This window comes from Microbispora cellulosiformans, from assembly GCF_008728085.1.
In the GTDB taxonomy this organism is placed as follows: Bacteria; Actinomycetota; Actinomycetes; order Streptosporangiales; family Streptosporangiaceae; genus Microbispora; species Microbispora amethystogenes.
Genome location: NZ_VYTZ01000005.1, coordinates 136,582 through 156,477, shown reverse-complemented (window position 1 = coordinate 156,477; position 19,896 = coordinate 136,582). Strand labels below are relative to the sequence as shown.

Sequence of the window (19,896 nt, the reverse complement as noted above, 5' to 3'; positions counted from 1 at the left end):
TCGGTGAAGCCGCTACCGGTCTACCGGAACCCCTTGCCGCGGCGGCGGCTCCGTGCCTATTATCAACACAACGGTTGATAAAGAGGTTGGTTGATAAAGATGACGGTTGATGAGGCGGAGGGCCGCCTGGACAGGGCGTTCGCCGCGCTGGGCGACCCGGTCCGGCGCGCGCTGATCGCCCGGCTGTCACGGGGCGAGGCGACCGTGAACGAGCTCGCCGAGCCGTTCCCGATCACCAAGCAGGCCGTCTCCCGGCACATCCAGGTGCTGGAGGCGGCCGGGCTGATCACGCGGAGCCGTGACGGCCAGCGCCGCCCGTGTCGTCTCAATCCGGCGGCGCTCGAGGAGCTGACGAGCTGGATCGACACCTACCGGCTGACCCGCGAGGGGCAGTTCCGGCGCCTCGACGACGTACTCGGCGAGATAGGGGAGCAGGAATCATGATCGAGAACCCGACCACCATCACGGCCCAGCCCGGCAGCCCGTTCATCGAGGTCGTCCGTGACTTCGACGCGCCGCCCGCGCGGCTCTTCCGCGCGTACACCGACCCCGAGCTGGTCACCCGCTGGCTCGGCCCGCGGGACGTCGAGATGCGCCTCGTCGAGTACGACGCGCGCCCGGGCGGAAGGTACCGCTACGTGCACCGCGACACCGAGGGCGACGAGCACGTCTTCCACGGCGTCTTCCACACCGTCGCCCCCGGCGAGCGGATCATCCAGACCTTCGAGTACGAGGGCACGCCCGGTGTCGTCAGCCTCGACTCCGCGACGTTCGAGGATCTCGGCGGACGTACCCGGCTGTGGTCCCGCTCCGTGTTCCCGAGCGTCGAGGCGCGGGACGCCATGATCGCCGGCGGGATGGAGCGCGGCGTCGCCGACTCGATGGACCGCCTCGGCGAGCTGGTTCACGACGAGGGCGAGGACCGCCCGGAGGCCGGCCCGGTCGTGCTGGACATCACGATGTCGCTGGACGGGTACGTCACCGCGCCGGGCGCCGGCCCCGACCACGGGCTGGGGGTGGGCGGTGAGATCCTGCACGCCTGGGTGACGGACGAGCGGACGCCGCGCGACGCGGAGATCCTCCACAGGTCCTTCGTCGACACCGGAGCCGTCATCATGGGCCGGCGCACCTTCGACGTCGTCGACGGGCCCAACGGATGGGGCGACGAGGTCGGCTACGGCCACGACCAGGACCAGATCGCCGCCCCGCCCGTCTTCGTCGTCACCCACTCGCGGCCGGAGAAGGTGCGGTTGCGCGACCGGTTCCACTTCGTCACGGACGGCCTCGACAGCGCCGTGGACAAGGCGCGCGCCGCAGCCGGGGGCAAGGACGTCGTGATCCTGGGAGGCGGCGCGATCGCGGAGCAGTTCCTGCGCGCCGGCCTGGTGGACATCCTCCGGATCCACCTCGCCCCCCTCATCCTCGGCGGCGGCACGTCGTTGTTCCCCGAGGGCATGCCCGGGTCCCTGCGGCTGGAGCCGCTCGGCTCCGTGTCCACCCCGGCCGCCGAGCACCTGACCTACCGTGTGATCAAGTGAGGGAAGGGTGCACGGCCGGGGGTGTCCAGTCCCAGAGAGGACCGAGCGCCCACTCCTCGTCTTCCGGTACGCGGAGTACCTTGCCGGTTCGCTAACGTTCCCACCAGATCCGCAGGTAGGGTACGGGCGGTTGTGCAGCGGGAAGGCTCGCGGTGAACGACTCGGGCAAACCTCCAGGGGCGGGGCGGACGCGGCGGCGCGGCGCCTCCCTGGAGGAGGCGATCCTGCGCGCCGCGGTGGACGAGATGCTCGAATCCGGGTACGCCGGGCTGACCATGGACAAGGTCGCCGCCCGCGCCGGCACCAACAAGAACGCCATCTACCGCCGCTGGCCCAGCCGGCTCGCCCTCGGCGTCGCCGCCTACCGGCAACTGGTCACGGCGGTCCAGCCGCCCGACACCGGCGACCTGCGCGGCGACGTCCTGGAGATGCTGCGCGGGGCCAACCGCCACTGGAGCTCCCCCCTCGGCGCGATCCTGCGCGAGCTGATGTCGGCCGCCGGCGGCGCGCAGGAGTTCCTCACGCAGCTACCGGAGCAGTCGGGCGACGCCGCTGCCGCCGCCTGGCTGACCGTACTGGGCCGGGCGGTCGCGCGCGGCGAGGCGTCCCCCGAGGCGCTCCATCCCCGGGTCGCCACGGTGGCCGTCGTCCTGCTGCGCAACGAGTTCGTGGTGCGCGGGGTGCCCACCGCGCCCGACGACGTCCTCGTCGAGATCGTCGACGAGGTCTACCTGCCGCTGGTGCGCGGCCGCGGGTCGGCTCCGGCGCCGGACGTGGTGAAGTAGGCGGCGCTCTCGGCGTCCGACGGGTAGTACGACTCGATCGCGATCTCGTCCAGGGTGATGTCCGTCGGGGTGCCGAACGTCGTGGTGGTCGAGAACAGTCGTAGTTCCCGTCCACCGAAGCGGAAGATCATCGGTACGGCGATCTCGGACCCGATCGCGGGGCTCGCGTCCTCGGAGCCGGGTGCCAGGAGTTCCTCGTACAGGGCGGTGAGCTCGGGATCGGGAGCGGTGGCGAGCTGACGTCCGATACGGGTACGCAGGAGCGAGCGCACCTCGGCCAGGTTGACGATCCGGTGAGCGAGCCCGCGCGGGTCCAGTCCCAGCCGCACCATGTTGACCGGCGGCCGTAGCAGGTCGGGGGCGACGTCGGCGAGGAACGGGTCGATGGCGCGATTGGTCATCAGGATGTTCCATCGGCGGTCGATGACCAGCGCCGGGTACGGCTCGTGCGCGCGCAGCACCCGTGCGATCGCGTCCCAGGCCGCCGGCAGCGCGTCCCCGTCGAGCGGCCGCTCGGCGTAGCGGGGCGCGAAGCCGGCGGCGAGCAACAGCACGTTGCGCTCACGCAACGGCACGTCGAGCTGGTCGGCGAGCCGGAGGACCATGTCGGCGCTCGGGTTGGACCTGCCGGTCTCCACCAGGCTGACGTGACGGGCCGAGACGTCGGCGGCGATCGCGAGATCGAGCTGGCTGAGCCGCCGGCGATGCCGCCATTCCCGTAACAGTTCCCCGACCGTGCGCATGACCGCCGATGCTACTCATCGTGGCGCTCCGCGCCATGAAATGGGAGTTCATCGACACCGTCGCGGGCGGCGGAGACACTGCGTCCCGTGACTACGCGGAACACGACCACCGACAACAAGAGCATCGTCCAGCGGGCGCTGACGGCACTGGTCGCGACGGGCGACGTCGACGCGCTCGCGCCGTTGCTGAGCGACGACTTCACCCATCACCGGCCGGATTCGACCTCGAAGACCAAGACGGAATGGCTCGCCGCCGTACGCGCCGCGCTCGTCCCGCTCGCGGGCATGCGGGTCGAGATCCTGCATGTGCTGGCCGATGGTGATCACGTCGTGATGCACTCGCGGCGCCGGCTCCCCGGCGCCGGGCCGGGGATCGCGGTCGTCGACATCTGGCGGCTCGACGACGGGCTCATCGCCGAGGCGTGGGAGATCATCGAGCCGGCGGCCCGGGCGGCCGCCAATCTGACGTGGTGGGAATCGGCTGATCGATGAGCACCCGGGCCGGGGGTCGGGAACCATGGTTCGCGATCCCCGGCCCGGGGGTCGTCAGGAGGCGAGCTCGGCGGGGTAGACCGGGTAGCCGTACCCGGCGACCTGCCAGGCGGGGCGGGTGCGGGCCTCGACGGCGCCGTTGCCGGTGTTGCCCTCGACGGTGCGGATGGTGCCGTCGCCGTTGTCCCTGACGACGAAGCCGACGTGCTGGATGTCGCCGATCTTGTTGCTGCCGCTCCAGCTGAAGAACACCACGGCCCCGGGCTTGGGCGTACGGCCCCAGCGGCCGTGGTCGGCGAACCAGCGGGCGTGCTCCACGGTGTAGGCGTCGGAACCCATCACCGGCTGGATGCCGAGCTGCTGGCCCACCCAGGAGACGAACATGTCGCACCAGGGGGCGTTCTCGTATTCCTCCAGCGCCCCGCCGTCGCGCGCGAGGGTCTCGCGGGCGCGCGGGCTGGTCATGTACCACTCCTGGAACTTGGTCCCGCCGCCGGCGGAGTTCTCGCTGATGCCGACCTGGCTCGCGGCCAGCTTGATGACGTCCTGGGGGCCGACCTTGGGCAGCCGGGCGGCGATCTCGGTCAGGGACGGCGCGGCCGCGGCCGCTGCGGCCGGGCCCTTGCCGGAGGCCGGGTTGTCCGCCGCCTGCGCGGCGGGAGAGGCGATCGCCACGGCCGAGGCGAGGACTCCGCCGGCGAGGGCCGTGCGCAGACAGGTCGAGAGGGCGTGCATGATGGGCGGACTCCCTTTGCTTCCATGCCGCCGACCGGGTTAGCTGACGGGTTCGGGCTGGAAGTCGCCCTACGGCAGGTATGCCGATTCACCCCAGGAAGAGGTTGGGTCCCCGGCTCCGCTTACGCGGATTAGGCGGCCGGGCGGCAGGCCGAGATCGGCCGGCCGCGTCGGTGTGAGGTGGGCTTTCTTGACCACTGAGATGAGCAAGTGGGCCCTGAGTTGCTCAAAAAGTAATAGACAAGCCCAAACCGGTCAAGTGATGACAACTCGGGTTTTACCTGGCGCGATGCCGGACGGGCGAGCGCAAAGGGCGGGTTCGCCCGCCCCGCCGGGGATGCCGCGTTCCCCTTCTTCTCCTCTGCTCACACCTTTGTTCGCCCAGAGCGAACGCACCTCGCTCACCTGGGCAGACGTACGGTCACCGTCAGGCCGCCCTCCGGCCGGGCACGGGCGTCGGCCGTACCGCCGTGCGCGACCGCGATGGCGCGGACGATGGACAGGCCGAGCCCGGCGCCGCGGGCCGACCGGATCCGGTCGCCGCCGTGCCGCCGGAACGGCTCGAACAGGTCGCCGACCTCGTACGGCGGCACCGGCGGCCCGGTGTTCTCCACCGTCAGGCACGCCCCGGCGTCGTCCTCGCGCAGCCGGACCCAGACCTCCCCGTCCCGAACGTTGTACTTGACGGCGTTCTCCAGCAGGTTGACCAGGCAGCGTTCCAGGAAGAGCGGATCGCCGTGCGCGACGGCCGGGCGCAGGTCCTCGTGCACCGTGACCTTCCCTCGGCGCGGCTGCGGGCCGATCTGCTCCATCGCCGTACGGACGACCTGCCGCAGGTCCACCGGCCTGCGGGTGGTGATCTCCTGCTCCGACTGCGCCAGCATGAGCAGCCCGTCGATCAGCCGCTCGTACCGGGCGGTGGCGCCCAGCAGCGCCCGGGCCAGCGCCTTGAGGTCCTCCGACGCGGCGGGCTCCTCCAGCGACACCTCCAGCACCGTGCGGTTCACCGCCAGCGGGGTGCGCAGTTCGTGGGAGGCGTTGGCGATGAAACGGCGCTGGGCGTCGAAGACCCGGTGCAGCCGGTCGAGCATCGCGTCGAAGGTGTCGGCGAGCCGCTTGATCTCGTCCTGCGGGCCGCGCAGGGCGATCCGCTCGTGCAGGGTGCTCTCCGACAGCCGCTGCGCGGTCTCGGTCACCCGGTCGAGCGGGCGCAGCGCGCGGTCGGCCACCAGGTAGCCCAGCACCACCGCGACCACCCCGACGAGGATCATCACGATCAGCGACGACCGGAGCACGTCGTTCAGCACGTCGGCGGCGCCCTGCTCGACGTCGGTGCGCACGCGCCGCGCGATCACGTCGGCGCCGAGCGCGCCGCCCGGCAGGCTGTCGGCGGGCAGGGCGGCGCCGGACACCGCGGGGGCAGGGCGCCCGCCGTGGCTCACCTTGTCCACCGCCACGACGAACCGCTGGTTGAGCGCCCGCGCGGTCAGCAGGTGGGTGAACCACAGCAGCACCGAGCCCGCGACGAAGAACAGCCCGCCGTACAGCAGGGTGAGCCGCGTCCGCAGCCCCAGCCTGCGCCACACCAGCAGGCGGCGGGTCACAGGCGGTACCCCCGGCCCGGGACGTTCTCGATCACCGGGGGGTCGCCCAGTTTCCTGCGCAGCGAGGTGATGGTGACGCGCAGCACGCCCGTGCCGGCGCCGGCGTGCTCGTCCCACACGCTCGCGCGCAGCCGCGCCGAGCTGACCAGGCCGCCGCCGGCGCGCATCAGCTCGTGCAGCACGTCGAACTCGCGGCGGCCCAGCGCCACCTGCCGCCCGTCCCGGGCCACCGTACGGCGGGCCGGGTCGAGCCGGATCCCGGCGCGCTCCAGCACCGGCGGCGCGGCCCGGGGGGTGCGCCGGGCCAGCGCCCGCACCCGCGCCACCAGCTCGGCGAACACGAACGGCTTGACCAGGTAGTCGTCGGCGCCCAGGGCCAGGCCGCCGACCCGGTCCCGCACCCGCCCCGCCGCGGTCAGCATGAGGATCCGGCTCGCGCCGCTCGCCGTGACCAGCTCCCGGCACACCTCGTCCCCGTGGACGTCGGGCAGGTCGCGGTCGAGCACCACCACGTCGTAGCCGACGTAGGAGGCCAGCTCCAGCGCCTCCCGGCCGTCGTAGGCCACGTCGACCGCGATCGCGTGCAGCCGCAGCCCGCGGGCGACGGCGTCGGCCAGTTGTTCCTCGTCCTCGACCACCAGCACCCGCATCCTCGCCTCCCGCTCGGCACCGACAGTGGCGCACGCGGTGTTAGGCCCGGATAAGCGAAGCCTCCCGGATCACCCGCGGCTCCTCCTTATCCGTGATTAGCACCGGCTGCGCTGGAGTTGGGCCCCGTCCCGGGCGAAGGCCCCGGGGGAGGAGGAACGACCATGCGCCTGCGACCGACACGCTCACGACCCCTGCGCCCGCGACCCGTACGGACGGGGCTGCGCCTGGCCCTCGCCACGGCTCTCGCGACGACCCTCGCGACGGCGGCAGCCTGTGGTGACGCCGAGGGCGGCGCCTCCGACGGCGACGGAATCGCCGCCGCGTCCACGGCCAGGACCACGGCCGGGGCCACGCCGTCGGCCTCGGCGAGCACCGACCTGCGCGAGGCCCAGATCAAGTTCGCCCAGTGCATGCGGGAACACGGCGTGGACATGCCCGACCCCGACGCCTCCGGCCGCGTCCAGATCCGCGGCCGGAAGGGAGAGGAGGCGACGACCCGCGAGGCCATGCGGGCCTGCGAGCACTTCATGAAGAACGCCGTCGGCGACCGGGCGGGCGCCGACGACCCCCGGGAACGCGACCGGATGCTCAAGTTCGCCCAGTGCATGCGCGAACACGGCATCGACATGGCCGACCCCAAGCCTGGCGAAGGGCTCCTCGTCAAGGTCAAGCCGGGCCAGGAGAAGACGATGGAAGCGGCGCAGAAGGAGTGCGAGGAGTTCGCGCCGGGGGAGCGGCCGTGACGCGCCGGGCCCTGGTGCTCGCCGGGGCGGGCGTCCTGGCGCTGGCCGCCGCGGGAACGGCCGTCGCCGTGACGGGCGGCGGCCCCGGTGGCAGGCCGGGCGGAGGTGGGGGTGGAGGCGACGGCGCGGGCGGGCCCTCCGCGCGGGCCGTCCCGGCCACCACCCCGATCACCCGGCAGGACCTGGTCGACACCAAGACCGTGGAGGGATCGCTCACCTACTCCGGGGAGCGGCGGATCGTCACCGACGCCCGGGGCGTCGTCACCTGGGTGCCCGCCGAGGGAGCGGTCGTCCGCCGGGGCCGCCCGCTGCTGCGGGTCGCCCGCCGCCCGGTCGTGCTGATGTACGGCACGCTGCCGCTCTACCGTACGCTCCGGCAGGGCGTCGCCGACGGGCCGGACGTCGAGCAGCTCGAACGCAACCTGAAGGTCCTCGGCTACGGCGGCGACCTGTCGGTGGACGACCACTTCAGCTACGCCACCTATCTCGCCGTCAGGCAGTGGCAGGACGACGCCGGGCTGCCGCGGACCGGGCAGGTGGACGCCTCGCAGGTGGTGTTCCTGCCCGCCGCCGCCCGGGTGACCGACGCCAGGGCCGAGGTCGGCGCCAGGACCGGCCCCGGGCAACCGGCCCTGGTCGTGTCGGGCCTGCGCCGCCTCGTCCACGTCGACCTGTCCACGAGTGACCAGGCGCTGGTGCGGAAGGGCGCCACGGTCGCGGTGGAGCTGCCCGGCGGTGAACGCGTCAAAGGCAGAGTGACCTCGGTCGGCACGGTCGCCAAGGCGGCCTCGCAGGGTGAGGGGCAGGACGAGGACAGCACCGTCGACGTGGACATCACGCTGGCCAGGACCCCGAAAACCCGGCTCGACAAGGCGCCCGTGCAGGTGGAGCTGGTCAGCGAACGCCGCCGCGACGTGCTGGCCGTGCCGGTGGAGGCGCTGCTCGCGCTGCGCGAGGGCGGCTTCGGCGTGGAGGTGGTCGAGGGCGCCGCGACCCGGATCGTGCCGGTGGAGACCGGCGCCTTCGGCGGCGGAATGGTCGAGATCACCGGCGCCGGGCTCGCCGAGGGCATGAAGGTCGGGGTGCCCGCCCCATGAACCGGCCCCCGAACGAACCCGCCCGCGCCGGCGGGCCGTACGTCGTGGAACTGCGCGAAGTGACCCGGACCTACGGCGGCGTGCGGGCGCTGCGCGGGGTGGACCTGCTCGTCGAGCAGGGCGAGCTGGTGGCCGTCGCCGGGCCGTCCGGGTCGGGAAAGTCGACCATGCTCCACCTGATCGGCACCCTCGACCGGCCCACCACCGGCACCGTGCGGATCGCCGGGCACGACGTGCCGGGGCTGTCGGACCGCGAGCTGTCCGCGTTGCGCGCCCGCCACCTGGGGTTCGTCTTCCAGCAGTTCCATCTCGCCCCCGGGGTCGCGGCGCTGGACAACGTCGCCGACGGGCTCCTCTACGCGGGAGTCCCGCTGCGGGCCCGGCGCGAGAGGGCCGCCGCGGCGCTGGAACGGGTGGGCCTCGGCCACCGCCTCGGCCACCGGCCCCACCAGCTGTCGGGCGGCGAGCAGCAGCGGGTGGCGGTGGCCCGCGCGGTGGCGGGCGACCCGCCGCTGCTGCTCGCCGACGAGCCGACGGGCAACCTCGACTCGGCGGCCGGGACCGAGGTGCTGGCCGTCCTGCGGGACCTGCACGCCTCCGGCACCACGATCCTGGTCATCACCCACGACGCGGAGATCGCGGCGTGGTGCCCGCGCCAGGTGCGCGTCCGCGACGGGCGGATCGCCGGCGACGACGGCCCGGGGTCGGGCCGCCGCCCGCCCGGGGCCGTCCCGGCGACGGCGAAGGGAGCGTCACGATGACCGGTGAGACCACGGGCGGGACGAGCGGCGGGCGGCTCGTCCCGGCCCGGCTCGGGCCGTCCGACGTCCTGCGGACCGGCGTGGCCGGGCTGCGCACCCGCCCCGCCCGCGTGATCCTGTCCGCGCTCGGCATCGCCATCGGCATCGCGACCATGATCGCAGTGCTGGGCGTCTCGGCCTCCTCCCGGGAGGAGCTGCTGCGCCGCCTCGACCGGCTCGGCACCAACCTGCTGACCGTCTCGCCGGGTCGCACGCTGTTCGGCGAGCAGGCGAAGCTGCCGGAGGAGGCGCTGCGCATGGTCCGGCGCATCGGGCCGGTCCGCACGGCGTCGGCGACCGGAGTGATCGGCACGACGATCCGGCGCACCGACCGCATCCCCGAGGCGGTGACCGGCGGCATCGCCGTCCAGGCCGCCACGTCCGGCCTGCTCGCCACCCTGGAGGGCCGGGTGACCGCGGGTGCCTGGCTGAACGCCGCCACCGAGACGCGGCCCGCCGTCGTGCTCGGCGCCAAGGCCGCCGAACGCCTCGGCGTCACCCGCATCGGCGTACGGGTGTGGATGGGCGAGCGGTGGTTCAGCGTCGTCGGCATCCTCGGCCCGATGCCGCTCGCCCCCGAGATCGAACGCTCGGCGCTCGTCGGCTTCCCCGCCGCCACCGACTACCTGGGCTTCGACGGCCATCCGACGACGATCTACGAGCGGTCGACCGAGGAGTCGGTGGAGGCCGTACGGGCCGTGCTGCCGCGCACGGTCAACCCGGAGAACCCGGAGGAGGTGACGGTGAGCAGGCCCTCGGACGCGCTCGCGGCCCGGGCCGCCGCCGCGAGCGCCTTCACCGGCCTGCTGCTGGGCCTCGGCGCGGTCGCGCTGCTCGTCGGCGGGGTCGGCGTCGCCAACACCATGGTGATCTCGGTGCTGGAGCGGCGCAGGGAGATCGGCCTGCGCCGCTCGCTCGGCGCCACCCGCGGGCAGGTGCGCCTGCAGTTCCTCACCGAGTCGCTGCTGCTGTCGGCCCTCGGCGGGCTGGCGGGCACGGTGCTCGGCGGCCTGGCGACCACCGCGTACGCACTGGCGCGCGGCTGGCCGCCGGTGGTGCCGCCCTGGGCGTTCGCGGGCGCGGCCGGCGCCGCGCTGGTCATCGGCACGATCGCCGGTCTCTACCCGGCGATGCGCGCGGCCCGGCTGCCGCCGACGGCCGCGCTGTCGGCCACCTGACCGGCCGGGCTACCGCCAGCCGTCCGGGTCGACCCCGCCCGGCACCGGGGCCGCCGGGTCGTACGGCTCGCGGGTGAACACGAACGTGTTGAGGTCGAGATGCGTGACGCCGCCGGTGGAACGGACCACCCGCAGCGTCTCCCCGGCGTAGTAGCCGTCGAGCCCGACCCAGGTGCCGTCCGCGTCGGGCACGAACCGGGACGCCCGGCCCCGCCCGTTGACCGGGCCGAGCGACAGGCCCCGCCGTGGCAGGACCCGCAGCACGTAGGGCGTCGGGCCCCAGTACCACGGCCCGGTCAGCTCCAGCAGGTCCTCGTCCACGGGCGACGGCCGCCACTCGGCGGGCAGCGGCGGCTCGTGCTCGGCCAGGATGTCCAGCAGCGCGGTGTCGAGGGGGCGCACCCCGGCGGTGGTGTTGGCCATCCACAGCACCGCCACGCCGTCGGCGGGGTCGGCCCACACGGTGGCCAGGAAGCCGGGCATCGACCCGGTGTGCCCGGCCAGCCGCCGCGGCCCGCCGGGCCCGGTGTGCCGGGCGACCTGGAAGCCCAGGCCGTAGCCGCGGGTCCAGGTGTCGCCGTCCTCCACCGTGGCCGGCTCACGCATCTCGGCCAGCGTCGCCGGGCGCAGCACCTCGCCGGTGTCGCCGGCGACGAACGCCGCCCAGCGGGCGAGGTCGGCGGGGGTGGACCACATCTGCCCGGCGGGGGCCATGGCGCCGTGGTCGTTCTCCGGCTCGGGCAGCAGCACGTCGGCCCACGGGTGCACGGCGTATCCGGTCGCGTGCGGCGGCCTCGGCCGGGGGGTGGTGTCGCGCATGCCGAGCGGCAGCAGGATCTCCTCACGCACCACCTGCTCCCACGGCGCCGACCGCTTGCGCGCGACCAGCTCGCCGAGCAGGGCGTACCCGAGGTTGGAGTAGTGATAGCGGCGGCCGGGCCGGTGCCGCGCGGTCTCCGGGCCGAGCGCGGCGAGCAGGTCGGCCGGCGGCGTCCCCGGCGTGCGCTCCCACCACTGACCGGGCGACTCCGCGGTCAGCCCTCCGGTGTGCGACAGCAGCTGCGCGACCGTCACGTCGCCCAGCGGGGTGCCCGGCACGTGCTTGCCGAGGGGGTCCAGCAGGTCGAGCCGGCCCTCGTCGCGCAGCCGCATGACGGCCGTCGCGACGAACGTCTTGGTGATGGAGCCGATGCGATACTGGGTGTCCGGCGTGGGCGGCTCGTCGCCGACCCGGCCGCGCCCTCCGAACCAGGCGACCTCGCCGCCCCGCACGATCGCCGCCACCAGCGACGGCACCCGTGACTCCGCCTGCTCGGCCGCCAGCTTCGCCAGCAGCGCGCGGGCCGTCCCCTCGGAAACCATGCCCCACCCCTCCCGCTCCGTGATCCGCACCAGGCTAGCGCTCCGCCGCTCCCGCGGCCTCCGCATCCGCCCAGCTCACCGGTCAGGGGGAGCGGGCGAGACGGGAGGTCGTGGGACGGCCGGCACGCCGGATGCTCAGCTCGCGAGACGGGCGGCCCGCGGAGTCGTCAGGTCGGGGGACAGGTCGGGGGGTGGTCAGGTGGTGAGCTCGCCCAGCAGACGGGCGATCGCGTCGGCGCACCAGCCGAGCAGCCGCCCGCCGGCGGCCACCACCGCCCCCGCCGCGTCCGGGTTCTTGCCGGCCACGACGATGACCAGCGGGAGCACCAGGATGAGAACGCCCAGCTTCCTCGGCCATGTCGCCCTGCCGGGCCTGTCGGTCCACATGGCTCCTCCTTCCGCCGTCACAGCGGTACGACCTCAGCATCCGTCCGGGCCGAACCGCCGTCAGGGTCCGAGGGTCACCGGCCGCGAGGACCAAGGCCACCGCCGCGCGTCCGTCCGGAGGCCCGGCCGGGACCGGCCTCCGGGGCCGCACACGACGCCGCGCCGCGGATCACCCGCCCCGGGACGCCGCGGGCTCGGAGAGCGGGCCGGGTTCACGCTCCCGGAAGCCACGCCCGCGCGTACGGTCCATCTCGCGCCACTCGGGGCGCAGCCCGGCCAGGTTGGTGGTCAGGAAGTAGGCCGCGCCGCCGGCCAGCAGCACCGGGGCGAGGCCGAAGGCGGCCACCGCCGCTCCGGCGACCAGCCCGCCGAGGGGGATGCCGGCCCACGCCAGCGCGTCGCCCAGCCCGTTGACCCGCCCCAGCAGGGCGCGCGGCACCCGCTCGAACGCGATCGCGCCCAGGATCGGGTTGAGGAAGCCGGACCCGAAACCCCCGACGGCGAACACCGCGACCACCGCCCACATGGGCGCGTCGGCGGCGAGGACGAGGAACCTCGGCGCGCCGACCAGCAGGAACCCGGTGAAGAACACCGCCCGGCGCGGCAGCCGGTGCGCGGCGCCCGCCGCGAGCAGGCTCCCCGCGATCGCCGTCGCGCCCAGCACGCCGTTGCTCAGGCCGATGGCGGCCGGGCCGTTTCCGGACCGCTCGGCCCACACGGGCAGGAGCACCGTGTTCAGCGCCGCGTCGAGCAGGTTGGTGATGCCCACCATGACGATGACGGCCAGCAGCAGCGGTTCGCCGCGCAGGAAGACGAAGCCCTCGCCGAGACGCCGCCAGTATCCCGGCTCTCCGGGCGACGCATCCCCCGGCGGGCGTCCCGGGCTCACGGCCGGGGCCGGCCGTCCCATGCCCCGCGGCAGCGCCAGCGCGACGAGCAGCGCGGCGAGCGCGAAACACGCCGCGTTGACGACGAGACCGGTCAGGGGGCCCAGCAGCGCCACGAGGATCCCGCCGGCGGGCAGGCCGAGGGTCGACGACAGCCGTTCGGTCACGCCCGACAGTCCGGTGGCCCGCTCCAGCGGCACCCGGCCGCGCTCGGCCGCCTCCGGCACCATCACGTGCTTGGCGAGGTCGCCGGGGCCGCGCGCCGCGCCGACCACCGCGACCACGGCCAGCAGCAGCGGGAAGGACAGCAGGCCGAGGGCGTGCAGCAGGGGTACGGCGGCGACCGCGGCCGCGCTGAGCAGGTCGGTGCTCGAGGAGATCCGCCGCGGGCCGGCCCGGTCCACCAGCGGCCCGGCCAGCGCCTTGACCACCACGTAGGGGGTCATCTCGCAGAACGCGACCAGGCCCGTCTGGGTGGCGCTGCCGGTGGTGACGAGCACGAACCACGGGAGCGCGACGGTCGAGACCCGGGTGCCGGTCAGCGCCACCGCCGTGGCCGCGAGCAGCCCGGTCAGCGCCCGCGCTCCCCGCTCCCGGGAGGACCCGCCCGGGCCGGTCCCGGGTTCGGCCACAGGTTCGGCCACAGGTCCGGTCGCGGGGCCGGTCGCCGGGGCCGTCATGACGAGCCCCCGCCGTCGGGATCGGGGTCCGGATCGGGCCCAGGGTCAGCGCCGGGGTCGGGGGCGTCCAGTTCGGGCAGGATGTAGGAGATCAGCCCCACCCGCTCAGCGCCCTCCGGGGCGGTGGCCGCCCCCTCGGGGACGTCACGGCGGTATCGGGCGATGACATCGTGCAGTTCGTCCCGCAGCCGCACGGTCTCCTCGGGGGTGAGCCGCAGCGCCCAGTCGCTCATGTCGGCGGCGCTCCGCCACGGCCGGGGCATCGTCTGGAACTCGTTCACCGCCCGCTGCACGCGCAGGGTGTGGGCGGCGGCGACGGACTGCAGGTAGGCCAGCGCGACCTCGGGTTCCCGCTCGACCAGGTCGATGCCCTCGAAGTACGTCGACCGGTGGACCGAGCGCCACCACCGCTCCCGCGCGTTGCCGCGCCCGGCGTCCTCCTCGACGAAGCCCGCGGCGGCCAGTTGCCGCAGGTGGTAGCTCGCGGTGCCGGAGTTGACGCCCAGCCGCTCGGCGAGCCGGGTGGCGGTCGACGGTCCGTGCTTGCGCAGCAGGCCGATCAGCTGCACGCGTACGGGATGCGCCAGGGCGCGCAGGCCCTTGGCGTCCAGGACGACCACGTCGGGGTTGCCCGGCATGTAGGGCGAGGACGGTGAGTCGGACATGCTCCCACCCTAAACCGCAAAGACTTCTTCGCAAAGGGTTCTTCGCGAAGAACCCTTTGCGGTCCTGCTCGGCACGCACGAGCGAGGGCGTGGGGGAGAATGCCAGCCATGACCACCGCGGGTCCCGAAGGCAGGCCGCCCGGCGTCCAGCTCGACGCCGTGCTGGAGCGGATCACCTATGCCAACGAGGAGACCGGGTACACGATCGCCAGGGTCGCCACCGAGCGGTCGGGTACCGAGCTGCTGACCGTGGTCGGGCCGCTGCTCGGGGCGCAGGTCGGCGAGTCGCTGCGGCTCACCGGCCGCTGGGGCTCCCACCCCAGGTACGGCAGGCAGTTCGAGGTCTGGTCGTACACCACGGTGCTCCCGGCGACCATCCAGGGCATCCAGCGCTACCTGGGCTCGGGCCTGATCAAGGGCATCGGCCCCAAGATGGCCGAGCGGATCGTGGACCACTTCGGCACCGACACCCTGCGGGTGATCGAGGAGGAGCCCAAGCGGCTGGTCGAGGTGCCCGGGCTCGGCCCCAAGCGCACCAAGATGATCGCCGCCGCCTGGGAGGAACAGAAGATCATCAAAGAGGTGATGATCTTCCTGCAGGGCGTCGGGGTGTCCACCTCCATCGCGGTGCGCATCTTCAAGCAGTACGGCGAGGACTCCATCGAGGTGGTTCGCAAGGAGCCCTACCGGCTCGCCGACGACGTGTGGGGCATCGGGTTCAAGACGGCCGACACGATCGCCCAGGCCGTCGGCATCCCCCACGACAGCCCCGAGCGGGTCAAGGCCGGGCTGCGTTACACGTTGTCGCAGGGCGCCGACGACGGCCACTGCTTCCTGCCCGCCCCCAACCTCGTGGCCGACGCCGTGAAGATCCTGGAGGTGCCGGCCGCCCTGGCCGGGACCTGCCTGGAGGAACTGGTCGCCGAGGAGGGGGTGGTCCGCGAGGAGATCCCGGCCCGGGGAAGCGGCGAAGGCGACAGGAAGGGCGACGCCGGGGACGGCGACGTCACCGTCCCGGCGGTCTACCTCGTGCCCTTCCACCGGGCCGAGCTGTCGCTGGCCGGCACGCTGCGCGGCCTGCTGGCCTCGTCGCACGACCGGCTCAGGGCGTTCGCGGACGTCGACTGGCCCGCCGCCCTCGACTGGCTGCGCGGCCGCACCGGCGCCGACCTCGCCCCCGAGCAGGCCCAGGCCGTACGGCTCGCGCTGACCGAGAAGGTCGCGGTGCTGACCGGCGGTCCCGGCTGCGGCAAGAGCTTCACCGTCCGCTCGGTGGTGACGCTCGCGCGGGCCAAACGCGCCAAGGTCATCCTCGCGGCCCCGACCGGGCGGGCGGCCAAGCGGCTGGCGGAGCTGACCGGGCACGAGGCCACCACCGTGCACCGGCTGCTCCAGCTGCGGCCCGGCGGGGACGCCACCTTCGACCGCGACAACCCCCTCGACGCCGACCTGGTGGTGGTGGACGAGGCGTCGATGCTCGACCTGCTGCTGGCCAACAAGCTGGCCAAGGCGGTCGCCCCGGGCGCGCACCTGCTGTTCGTCGGCGACGTCGACCAGCTTCCCTCGGTCGGCGCCGGCGAGGTGCTGCGCGACCTGCTCGCCGCCCCCGACGTCCCCCGGGTGCGGCTGACCCAGATCTTCCGCCAGGCGCAGGAGTCCGGCGTGGTCGTCAACGCCCACCGCGTCAACACCGGGCAGCACCCCCTCGTGCGGGAGTTCCCCGACTTCTTCCTGTTCCCCTGCGAGGAGCCCGAGGAGATCGCCGCGCTGACCGTGGACGTGGTCGCCCGCCGCATCCCGAAGAAGTTCGGGCTGAACCCCCGCAGGGACGTGCAGGTCCTGGCGCCGATGCACCGCGGCGCGGCCGGGGCGGGCGCGCTCAACATCGCCCTGCAGGAGGCGCTGACCCCCGCCCGCGAGGGCATGCCCGAGCGCCGGTACGGCGGCCGCGTCTTCCGCGTCGGCGACAAGGTCACCCAGTTGCGCAACAACTACGACAAGGGCGCGGCCGGGGTGTTCAACGGCACCGTGGGCGTGGTCACCGCCATCACCCCCGAGGAGAGCAGGCTGACCGTGCTCACCGACGAGGACGAGAACGTCGACTACTCCTTCGACGAGCTGGACGAGCTCGCGCACGCCTACGCCGTCAGCATCCACCGCTCCCAGGGCAGCGAGTATCCCGCCGTGGTCATCCCGCTGGCCACCAGTGCCTGGATGATGCTGCAGCGCAACCTGCTCTACACCGCCATCACCCGGGCCAAGAAGCTTGTGGTCGTCGTGGGGTCACGGCGGGCGCTCGGCCAGGCGGTCCGCACGCGGGGGGCGGGCCGCCGGCACACGGGGCTCACCCACCGCCTCCGCGTGCCGTGACCCGCCCCCCGGTCGTGCCGGTGCTCCGGTTCTGTCAGTACTTCGAGGTGTAGGTCACCAGGGACGGCTGGCCGACCGCCGTGGTGCCGTTGTAGCAGACCACGTCACGGACGTAGACGTCCGAGCCCGAGGTGGTCCACAGCGTGAGCAGGTTGCAGAAGGCCGGCCCCGGCCCGTACGCCGTGACCTGCACGTTGTTGGGCAGCAACCCGACCTTGGGGAAGGTCACCAGGCGCATGCCGGTCCCGGCCGACTGCACCGTGTTGACCGCGCCCGGGTAGTTGAAGTTGATCGCGGCGGGCAGCGGCGCGTACGGACCGGGGTTGGCCGGGGTGTTGTCGAAGGTGTAGGCGAAGTACTTCGGCGGCGCGAACGCCCCGGTGATGGCCCGCTCGCGCTGGTAGGTGAGGGTCCAGCCGGTGTCGAGCGGCGTGGTGGTCGCGTCGTGGCAGAGCACCTGGAACTTCTGCCCCGTCGCCGCCCAGCTCCAGGCGCCCACCTTGCACCGCGCCGGCACGCCGGAGTCGACCGCGGTGACCTGCACGTTCCCGGCCTGCGTGGACGAGCCGAGGCCGGGCATCCAGACGGTCCAGGTCCCGGTGGAGGTGTGGGTCACGGTGTTCACCGCGAGCGCCGAGTTGTAGTGGGAGGCGATGGACGAGCCGTTCCAGAAGACGTAGCCGTACGCCTGCGTCGCCGAGGTGAGCGCTCCGCTGCTGCTGGCGAAGACGATGGAGAACAGCGCCTTCGCCGGGCCCCCGCCGAACCGGTAGCACCGCACGGCCACGATCTCGTCGGTGCCGGCCATACCCCACTTCTCGATCTGGCACCACTCGGCCGACTGCGTGATCGCGGTCACGTGCGCGATCCCGCCCGAGGGGATCCCGATCCCCGGGAACCGCACGAAGTATTCGCCGGGGACCCCCGGGGTGACGGTCACCGACCCGGACGTCCAGCTGCCCGCCTGGTAGGACAGGTTCGGGACGCCGGAGCTGGTGTTGACGTAGGCGAATCCCCACACGTCGGGAACGGCCGCGGAGGCGGCGCCCGCCGCCGCGGTCGTCCCCCCGGCGACCATCGCAACCATGACCAGTAGTCGGATGACCACGGTTCGTAACAGGCGCATGCCGTCCTCCATCGCGGTGGTGCCCAGTGGGCGTGCGAGATGTCGACGCCGGGCGGTCCCGGCGCGTCGTGCCCTGCTTCGGGTGGAGCGGTGATCGGGGTGGAGCGGTGATCAGGGTGAGGCGGGCGATCGCGGTGAGGCGGAAGGCTCACTTTCACCTTTCCGCTTTGTGATAACCCGTGTGGCGATCTTTGAAAAGACCCAATCCACCTGCCGGAAGACGGCCGGGCGGGCGCCGTCGTGCTTCGGCCGAAAGGGCGCGCCCCTAGCGGGCGATCAGGTGCTTCCGAATCTCCCGCGCCGCGGCCGGTCGGCCGCCGGCACCGCACCGCGGGCCTCCGCGAGCCGGGCGCACCTGACCGAACACTTGATCAGGCTTGACCTGCGCCTTACCGTTTACACAGGTGAGACCAGCGAAGAGCGACCGAAATGTGACCTCAGGGCTAGGGAAAATGCCAACATAAGAGGCAACCCCGAATAAGGTCTGATAGTGCCCTTCGCGCTCATGGGGGAGTAGTTGTGCTGAGCACTGCACGTCGTTCGATGACGCCGATCGCCGGTGTCGCCGTGGTTCTGACCGCGACTCTGTCGGCATGCTCCGGTGGGTCGGGCGGACCGGGCTCGACCGGAGACGGAGGGTCCGGAGGATCGGGGAGTTCCGCCCCCGCGGCCCCGGCCCCCACGATCAAGATCAGCCCGGCGACGGGCAGTGCCGGTGTGCGCCCCGACAAGACCGTGGTCGTCACGGCCGCGGGCGGCCAGTTGCAGGAGGTCACCGTCAGGGCGGGTGGCACGACGGTCGAGGGCGAGTTCGACTCCACCCACACCAAGTGGACGTCCAAGCAGCCGCTCAAGCCCTCCAGCAAGTACACCGTCTCGGCCACCGCCGCCGGTGACGGCGGGCCCGCCAACGCGTCCAGCAGCTTCAGCACGCTCAAGCCCAAGTTCCCCCTGCAGATCGCCGACGTCACCCCGGGCATCAAGGGCGAGACCGTCGGCGTCGGCATGCCGATCATGGTGCGGTTCAACCGGCCCGTGCAGGACAAGGGCGCCGTCGAGCAGGCTCTCGAGGTGGAGGCCCAGAAGCCGGTCAAGGGCGCCTGGCGGTGGATCGACGACACGTACGCGATCTACCGGCCGGCGAAGTACTGGCCCGCGCACCAGAAGGTGAAGTTCACCGCGCACCTCACCGGGGTGAAGTCCGGACGCGACACCTACGGCGTGAAGGACCACTCCACGACCATCAAGATCGGCGCCGCCTGGATCAGCTCGGTCAACACCCGGACCCACATGATGGTGGTCAAGCGCGACGGCAAGGTCGTGCAGACCATGAAGATCAGCGCGGGCAAGGCGACCACCCGCGAGTACACCACCACCAACGGCATCCACCTGACCATGGAACGCGGCAACCCGGTCACCATGATCTCCCCGGGGAAGAAGGAGGGCGACCCCGGCTACTACAAGGAGATCGTGAACCACGCGGTGCGCATCTCCAACAGCGGCGAGTACGTCCACAGCGCGCCGTGGTCGGTCGGCTCGCAGGGCCGCGCCAACGTCAGCCACGGCTGCGTCAACGCCAGCCCCTCGCAGGCCAAGTGGTTCTACGAGAACTTCCACCGCGGCGACGTCGTGAAGATCGTCGGCACGAACCGGGCGCTGGAGTGGAACAACGGCTGGGGCTTCTGGCAGATGCCGTTCAGCAAGTGGAAGCAGGGCAGCGCCCTGGAGTCCTGAGCCCCCCTGGAGTCCTGGGTCCTGGGGTCCTGGCCCGCCAGGGCCGGGACCCGGTGGGGTGTCCGCGAACTAGGTGATGCCCCACTTCATGAGGGCGAAGGCGCCCACGATCTTCAGCGCGACGAGCACCATGATCACGCAGAAGACGATCAGTGCGGGGCGGTGCTCGAAGTGTTTGCCCTCCTTGAGCGGGGGGCGTTTGGCGACGCGCTCGGCGATGCGCTCTTCCAGGGGTTTGCGGTGGAACATGCCTCCAGGCTATCGCCCTCCCTCTCCGCCCCACCAGCCGGGCGCGTCGGCCTCGCTCCCTAAACTTCCC

General features: G+C 73.0%; 20 protein-coding genes and 1 riboswitch. Of the genes, 10 read left to right on the top strand and 10 right to left on the bottom strand.

Annotated elements, in window-relative coordinates:
• Positions 1–99: 99 nt before the first annotated feature.
• The 3 genes from F5972_RS14935 (at position 100) to F5972_RS14925 (ending at position 2,323) form a co-directional block, all read left to right on the top strand.
• Complete coding sequence (locus tag F5972_RS14935; RefSeq protein WP_150934100.1) at positions 100–444, top strand: ArsR/SmtB family transcription factor; 345 nt, start codon at positions 100–102, stop codon at positions 442–444.
• Positions 441–1,538 carry an SRPBCC domain-containing protein gene (locus tag F5972_RS38835; protein ID WP_191910130.1) on the top strand — a complete coding sequence of 366 codons (1,098 nt, stop codon included), beginning with the start codon at positions 441–443 and terminating at the stop codon, positions 1,536–1,538. The genes F5972_RS14935 and F5972_RS38835 overlap by 4 nt, the downstream gene beginning before the upstream one ends.
• Before the next feature lie 152 nt (positions 1,539–1,690).
• Positions 1,691–2,323, top strand: a complete 633-nt coding sequence (locus F5972_RS14925; protein ID WP_150934099.1) for a TetR/AcrR family transcriptional regulator — start codon at positions 1,691–1,693, stop codon at positions 2,321–2,323.
• Here the strand turns inward: F5972_RS14925 and F5972_RS14920 are convergent.
• On the bottom strand, positions 2,266–3,066 hold the full coding sequence (locus tag F5972_RS14920; protein ID WP_150934098.1) for a helix-turn-helix domain-containing protein: 801 nt from the start codon (positions 3,064–3,066) through the stop codon (positions 2,266–2,268). The genes F5972_RS14925 and F5972_RS14920 overlap by 58 nt on opposite strands.
• Before the next feature lie 87 nt (positions 3,067–3,153).
• Here F5972_RS14920 and F5972_RS14915 point away from each other — a divergent pair, with 87 nt between their 5' ends.
• The gene (locus F5972_RS14915; RefSeq protein ID WP_150934097.1) at positions 3,154–3,558 is read left to right on the top strand and encodes a nuclear transport factor 2 family protein; all 405 of its coding nucleotides are present in this window, start codon (positions 3,154–3,156) and stop codon (positions 3,556–3,558) included.
• Between the two features lie 54 nt (positions 3,559–3,612).
• Here F5972_RS14915 and F5972_RS14910 read toward each other — a convergent pair whose 3' ends face one another.
• From F5972_RS14910 to F5972_RS14900, 3 genes are all read right to left on the bottom strand, one after another.
• The gene (locus tag F5972_RS14910) at positions 3,613–4,293 is read right to left on the bottom strand and encodes a CHAP domain-containing protein (protein ID WP_150934096.1); all 681 of its coding nucleotides are present in this window, start codon (positions 4,291–4,293) and stop codon (positions 3,613–3,615) included.
• Positions 4,294–4,306: 13 nt separating this feature from the next.
• A riboswitch (cyclic di-AMP (ydaO/yuaA leader) is annotated at positions 4,307–4,441 on the bottom strand.
• A gap of 253 nt (positions 4,442–4,694) precedes the next feature.
• Positions 4,695–5,897: a sensor histidine kinase gene (locus F5972_RS14905; protein WP_225311501.1), complete on the bottom strand. Its 1,203-nt coding sequence runs from the start codon at positions 5,895–5,897 to the stop codon at positions 4,695–4,697.
• The gene (locus tag F5972_RS14900; protein ID WP_150934095.1) at positions 5,894–6,547 is read right to left on the bottom strand and encodes a response regulator transcription factor; all 654 of its coding nucleotides are present in this window, start codon (positions 6,545–6,547) and stop codon (positions 5,894–5,896) included. The genes F5972_RS14905 and F5972_RS14900 overlap by 4 nt, the downstream gene beginning before the upstream one ends.
• Positions 6,548–6,709: 162 nt before the next feature.
• On the opposite strand from F5972_RS14900, the gene F5972_RS14895 reads away from it, so the two are divergent.
• The 4 genes from F5972_RS14895 to F5972_RS14880 are packed head-to-tail and all read left to right on the top strand — an operon-like array spanning position 6,710 to position 10,366.
• Complete coding sequence (locus F5972_RS14895) at positions 6,710–7,291, top strand: hypothetical protein (RefSeq protein ID WP_150934094.1); 582 nt, start codon at positions 6,710–6,712, stop codon at positions 7,289–7,291.
• Entirely contained in the window at positions 7,288–8,388 is a 1,101-nt protein-coding gene (locus tag F5972_RS14890; protein WP_225311500.1) for an efflux RND transporter periplasmic adaptor subunit, read from the top strand. Before F5972_RS14895 ends, F5972_RS14890 begins: the two co-directional genes overlap by 4 nt.
• The gene (locus F5972_RS14885) at positions 8,385–9,149 is read left to right on the top strand and encodes an ABC transporter ATP-binding protein (RefSeq protein WP_150934093.1); all 765 of its coding nucleotides are present in this window, start codon (positions 8,385–8,387) and stop codon (positions 9,147–9,149) included. The genes F5972_RS14890 and F5972_RS14885 overlap by 4 nt, the downstream gene beginning before the upstream one ends.
• Complete coding sequence (locus F5972_RS14880) at positions 9,146–10,366, top strand: ABC transporter permease (protein WP_150934092.1); 1,221 nt, start codon at positions 9,146–9,148, stop codon at positions 10,364–10,366. The genes F5972_RS14885 and F5972_RS14880 overlap by 4 nt, the downstream gene beginning before the upstream one ends.
• A 9-nt stretch (positions 10,367–10,375) precedes the next feature.
• On the opposite strand, the gene F5972_RS14875 is transcribed toward F5972_RS14880, so the two are convergent.
• The 4 genes from F5972_RS14875 to F5972_RS14860 all read right to left on the bottom strand — a co-directional run bounded on the left by F5972_RS14875 (position 10,376) and on the right by F5972_RS14860 (position 14,347).
• Positions 10,376–11,728: a serine hydrolase domain-containing protein gene (locus F5972_RS14875; RefSeq protein ID WP_150934091.1), complete on the bottom strand. Its 1,353-nt coding sequence runs from the start codon at positions 11,726–11,728 to the stop codon at positions 10,376–10,378.
• 195 nt (positions 11,729–11,923) lie between these two features.
• Positions 11,924–12,115 carry a hypothetical protein gene (locus tag F5972_RS14870; RefSeq protein ID WP_150934090.1) on the bottom strand — a complete coding sequence of 64 codons (192 nt, stop codon included), beginning with the start codon at positions 12,113–12,115 and terminating at the stop codon, positions 11,924–11,926.
• A 169-nt stretch (positions 12,116–12,284) separates the two neighbouring features.
• Positions 12,285–13,682, bottom strand: a complete 1,398-nt coding sequence (locus F5972_RS14865; protein WP_150934089.1) for an MFS transporter — start codon at positions 13,680–13,682, stop codon at positions 12,285–12,287.
• Entirely contained in the window at positions 13,679–14,347 is a 669-nt protein-coding gene (locus F5972_RS14860) for an ArsR/SmtB family transcription factor (protein WP_150934088.1), read from the bottom strand. Before F5972_RS14860 ends, F5972_RS14865 begins: the two co-directional genes overlap by 4 nt.
• A 108-nt stretch (positions 14,348–14,455) precedes the next feature.
• On the opposite strand from F5972_RS14860, the gene recD2 reads away from it, so the two are divergent.
• Positions 14,456–16,717 carry an SF1B family DNA helicase RecD2 gene (gene recD2 / locus F5972_RS14855; protein WP_150934087.1) on the top strand — a complete coding sequence of 754 codons (2,262 nt, stop codon included), beginning with the start codon at positions 14,456–14,458 and terminating at the stop codon, positions 16,715–16,717.
• A 34-nt stretch (positions 16,718–16,751) separates the two neighbouring features.
• Here recD2 and F5972_RS14850 read toward each other — a convergent pair whose 3' ends face one another.
• Positions 16,752–17,843, bottom strand: a complete 1,092-nt coding sequence (locus F5972_RS14850) for a hypothetical protein (RefSeq protein WP_150934086.1) — start codon at positions 17,841–17,843, stop codon at positions 16,752–16,754.
• 717 nt (positions 17,844–18,560) lie between these two features.
• Between F5972_RS14850 and F5972_RS14845 the strand changes: the two genes are divergently transcribed.
• Positions 18,561–19,577, top strand: a complete 1,017-nt coding sequence (locus tag F5972_RS14845; RefSeq protein ID WP_263641830.1) for a L,D-transpeptidase — start codon at positions 18,561–18,563, stop codon at positions 19,575–19,577.
• 69 nt (positions 19,578–19,646) lie between these two features.
• Here the strand turns inward: F5972_RS14845 and F5972_RS14840 are convergent, their stop codons facing one another.
• Positions 19,647–19,826 carry a hypothetical protein gene (locus F5972_RS14840; protein WP_150934085.1) on the bottom strand — a complete coding sequence of 60 codons (180 nt, stop codon included), beginning with the start codon at positions 19,824–19,826 and terminating at the stop codon, positions 19,647–19,649.
• Positions 19,827–19,896 lie beyond the last annotated feature (70 nt).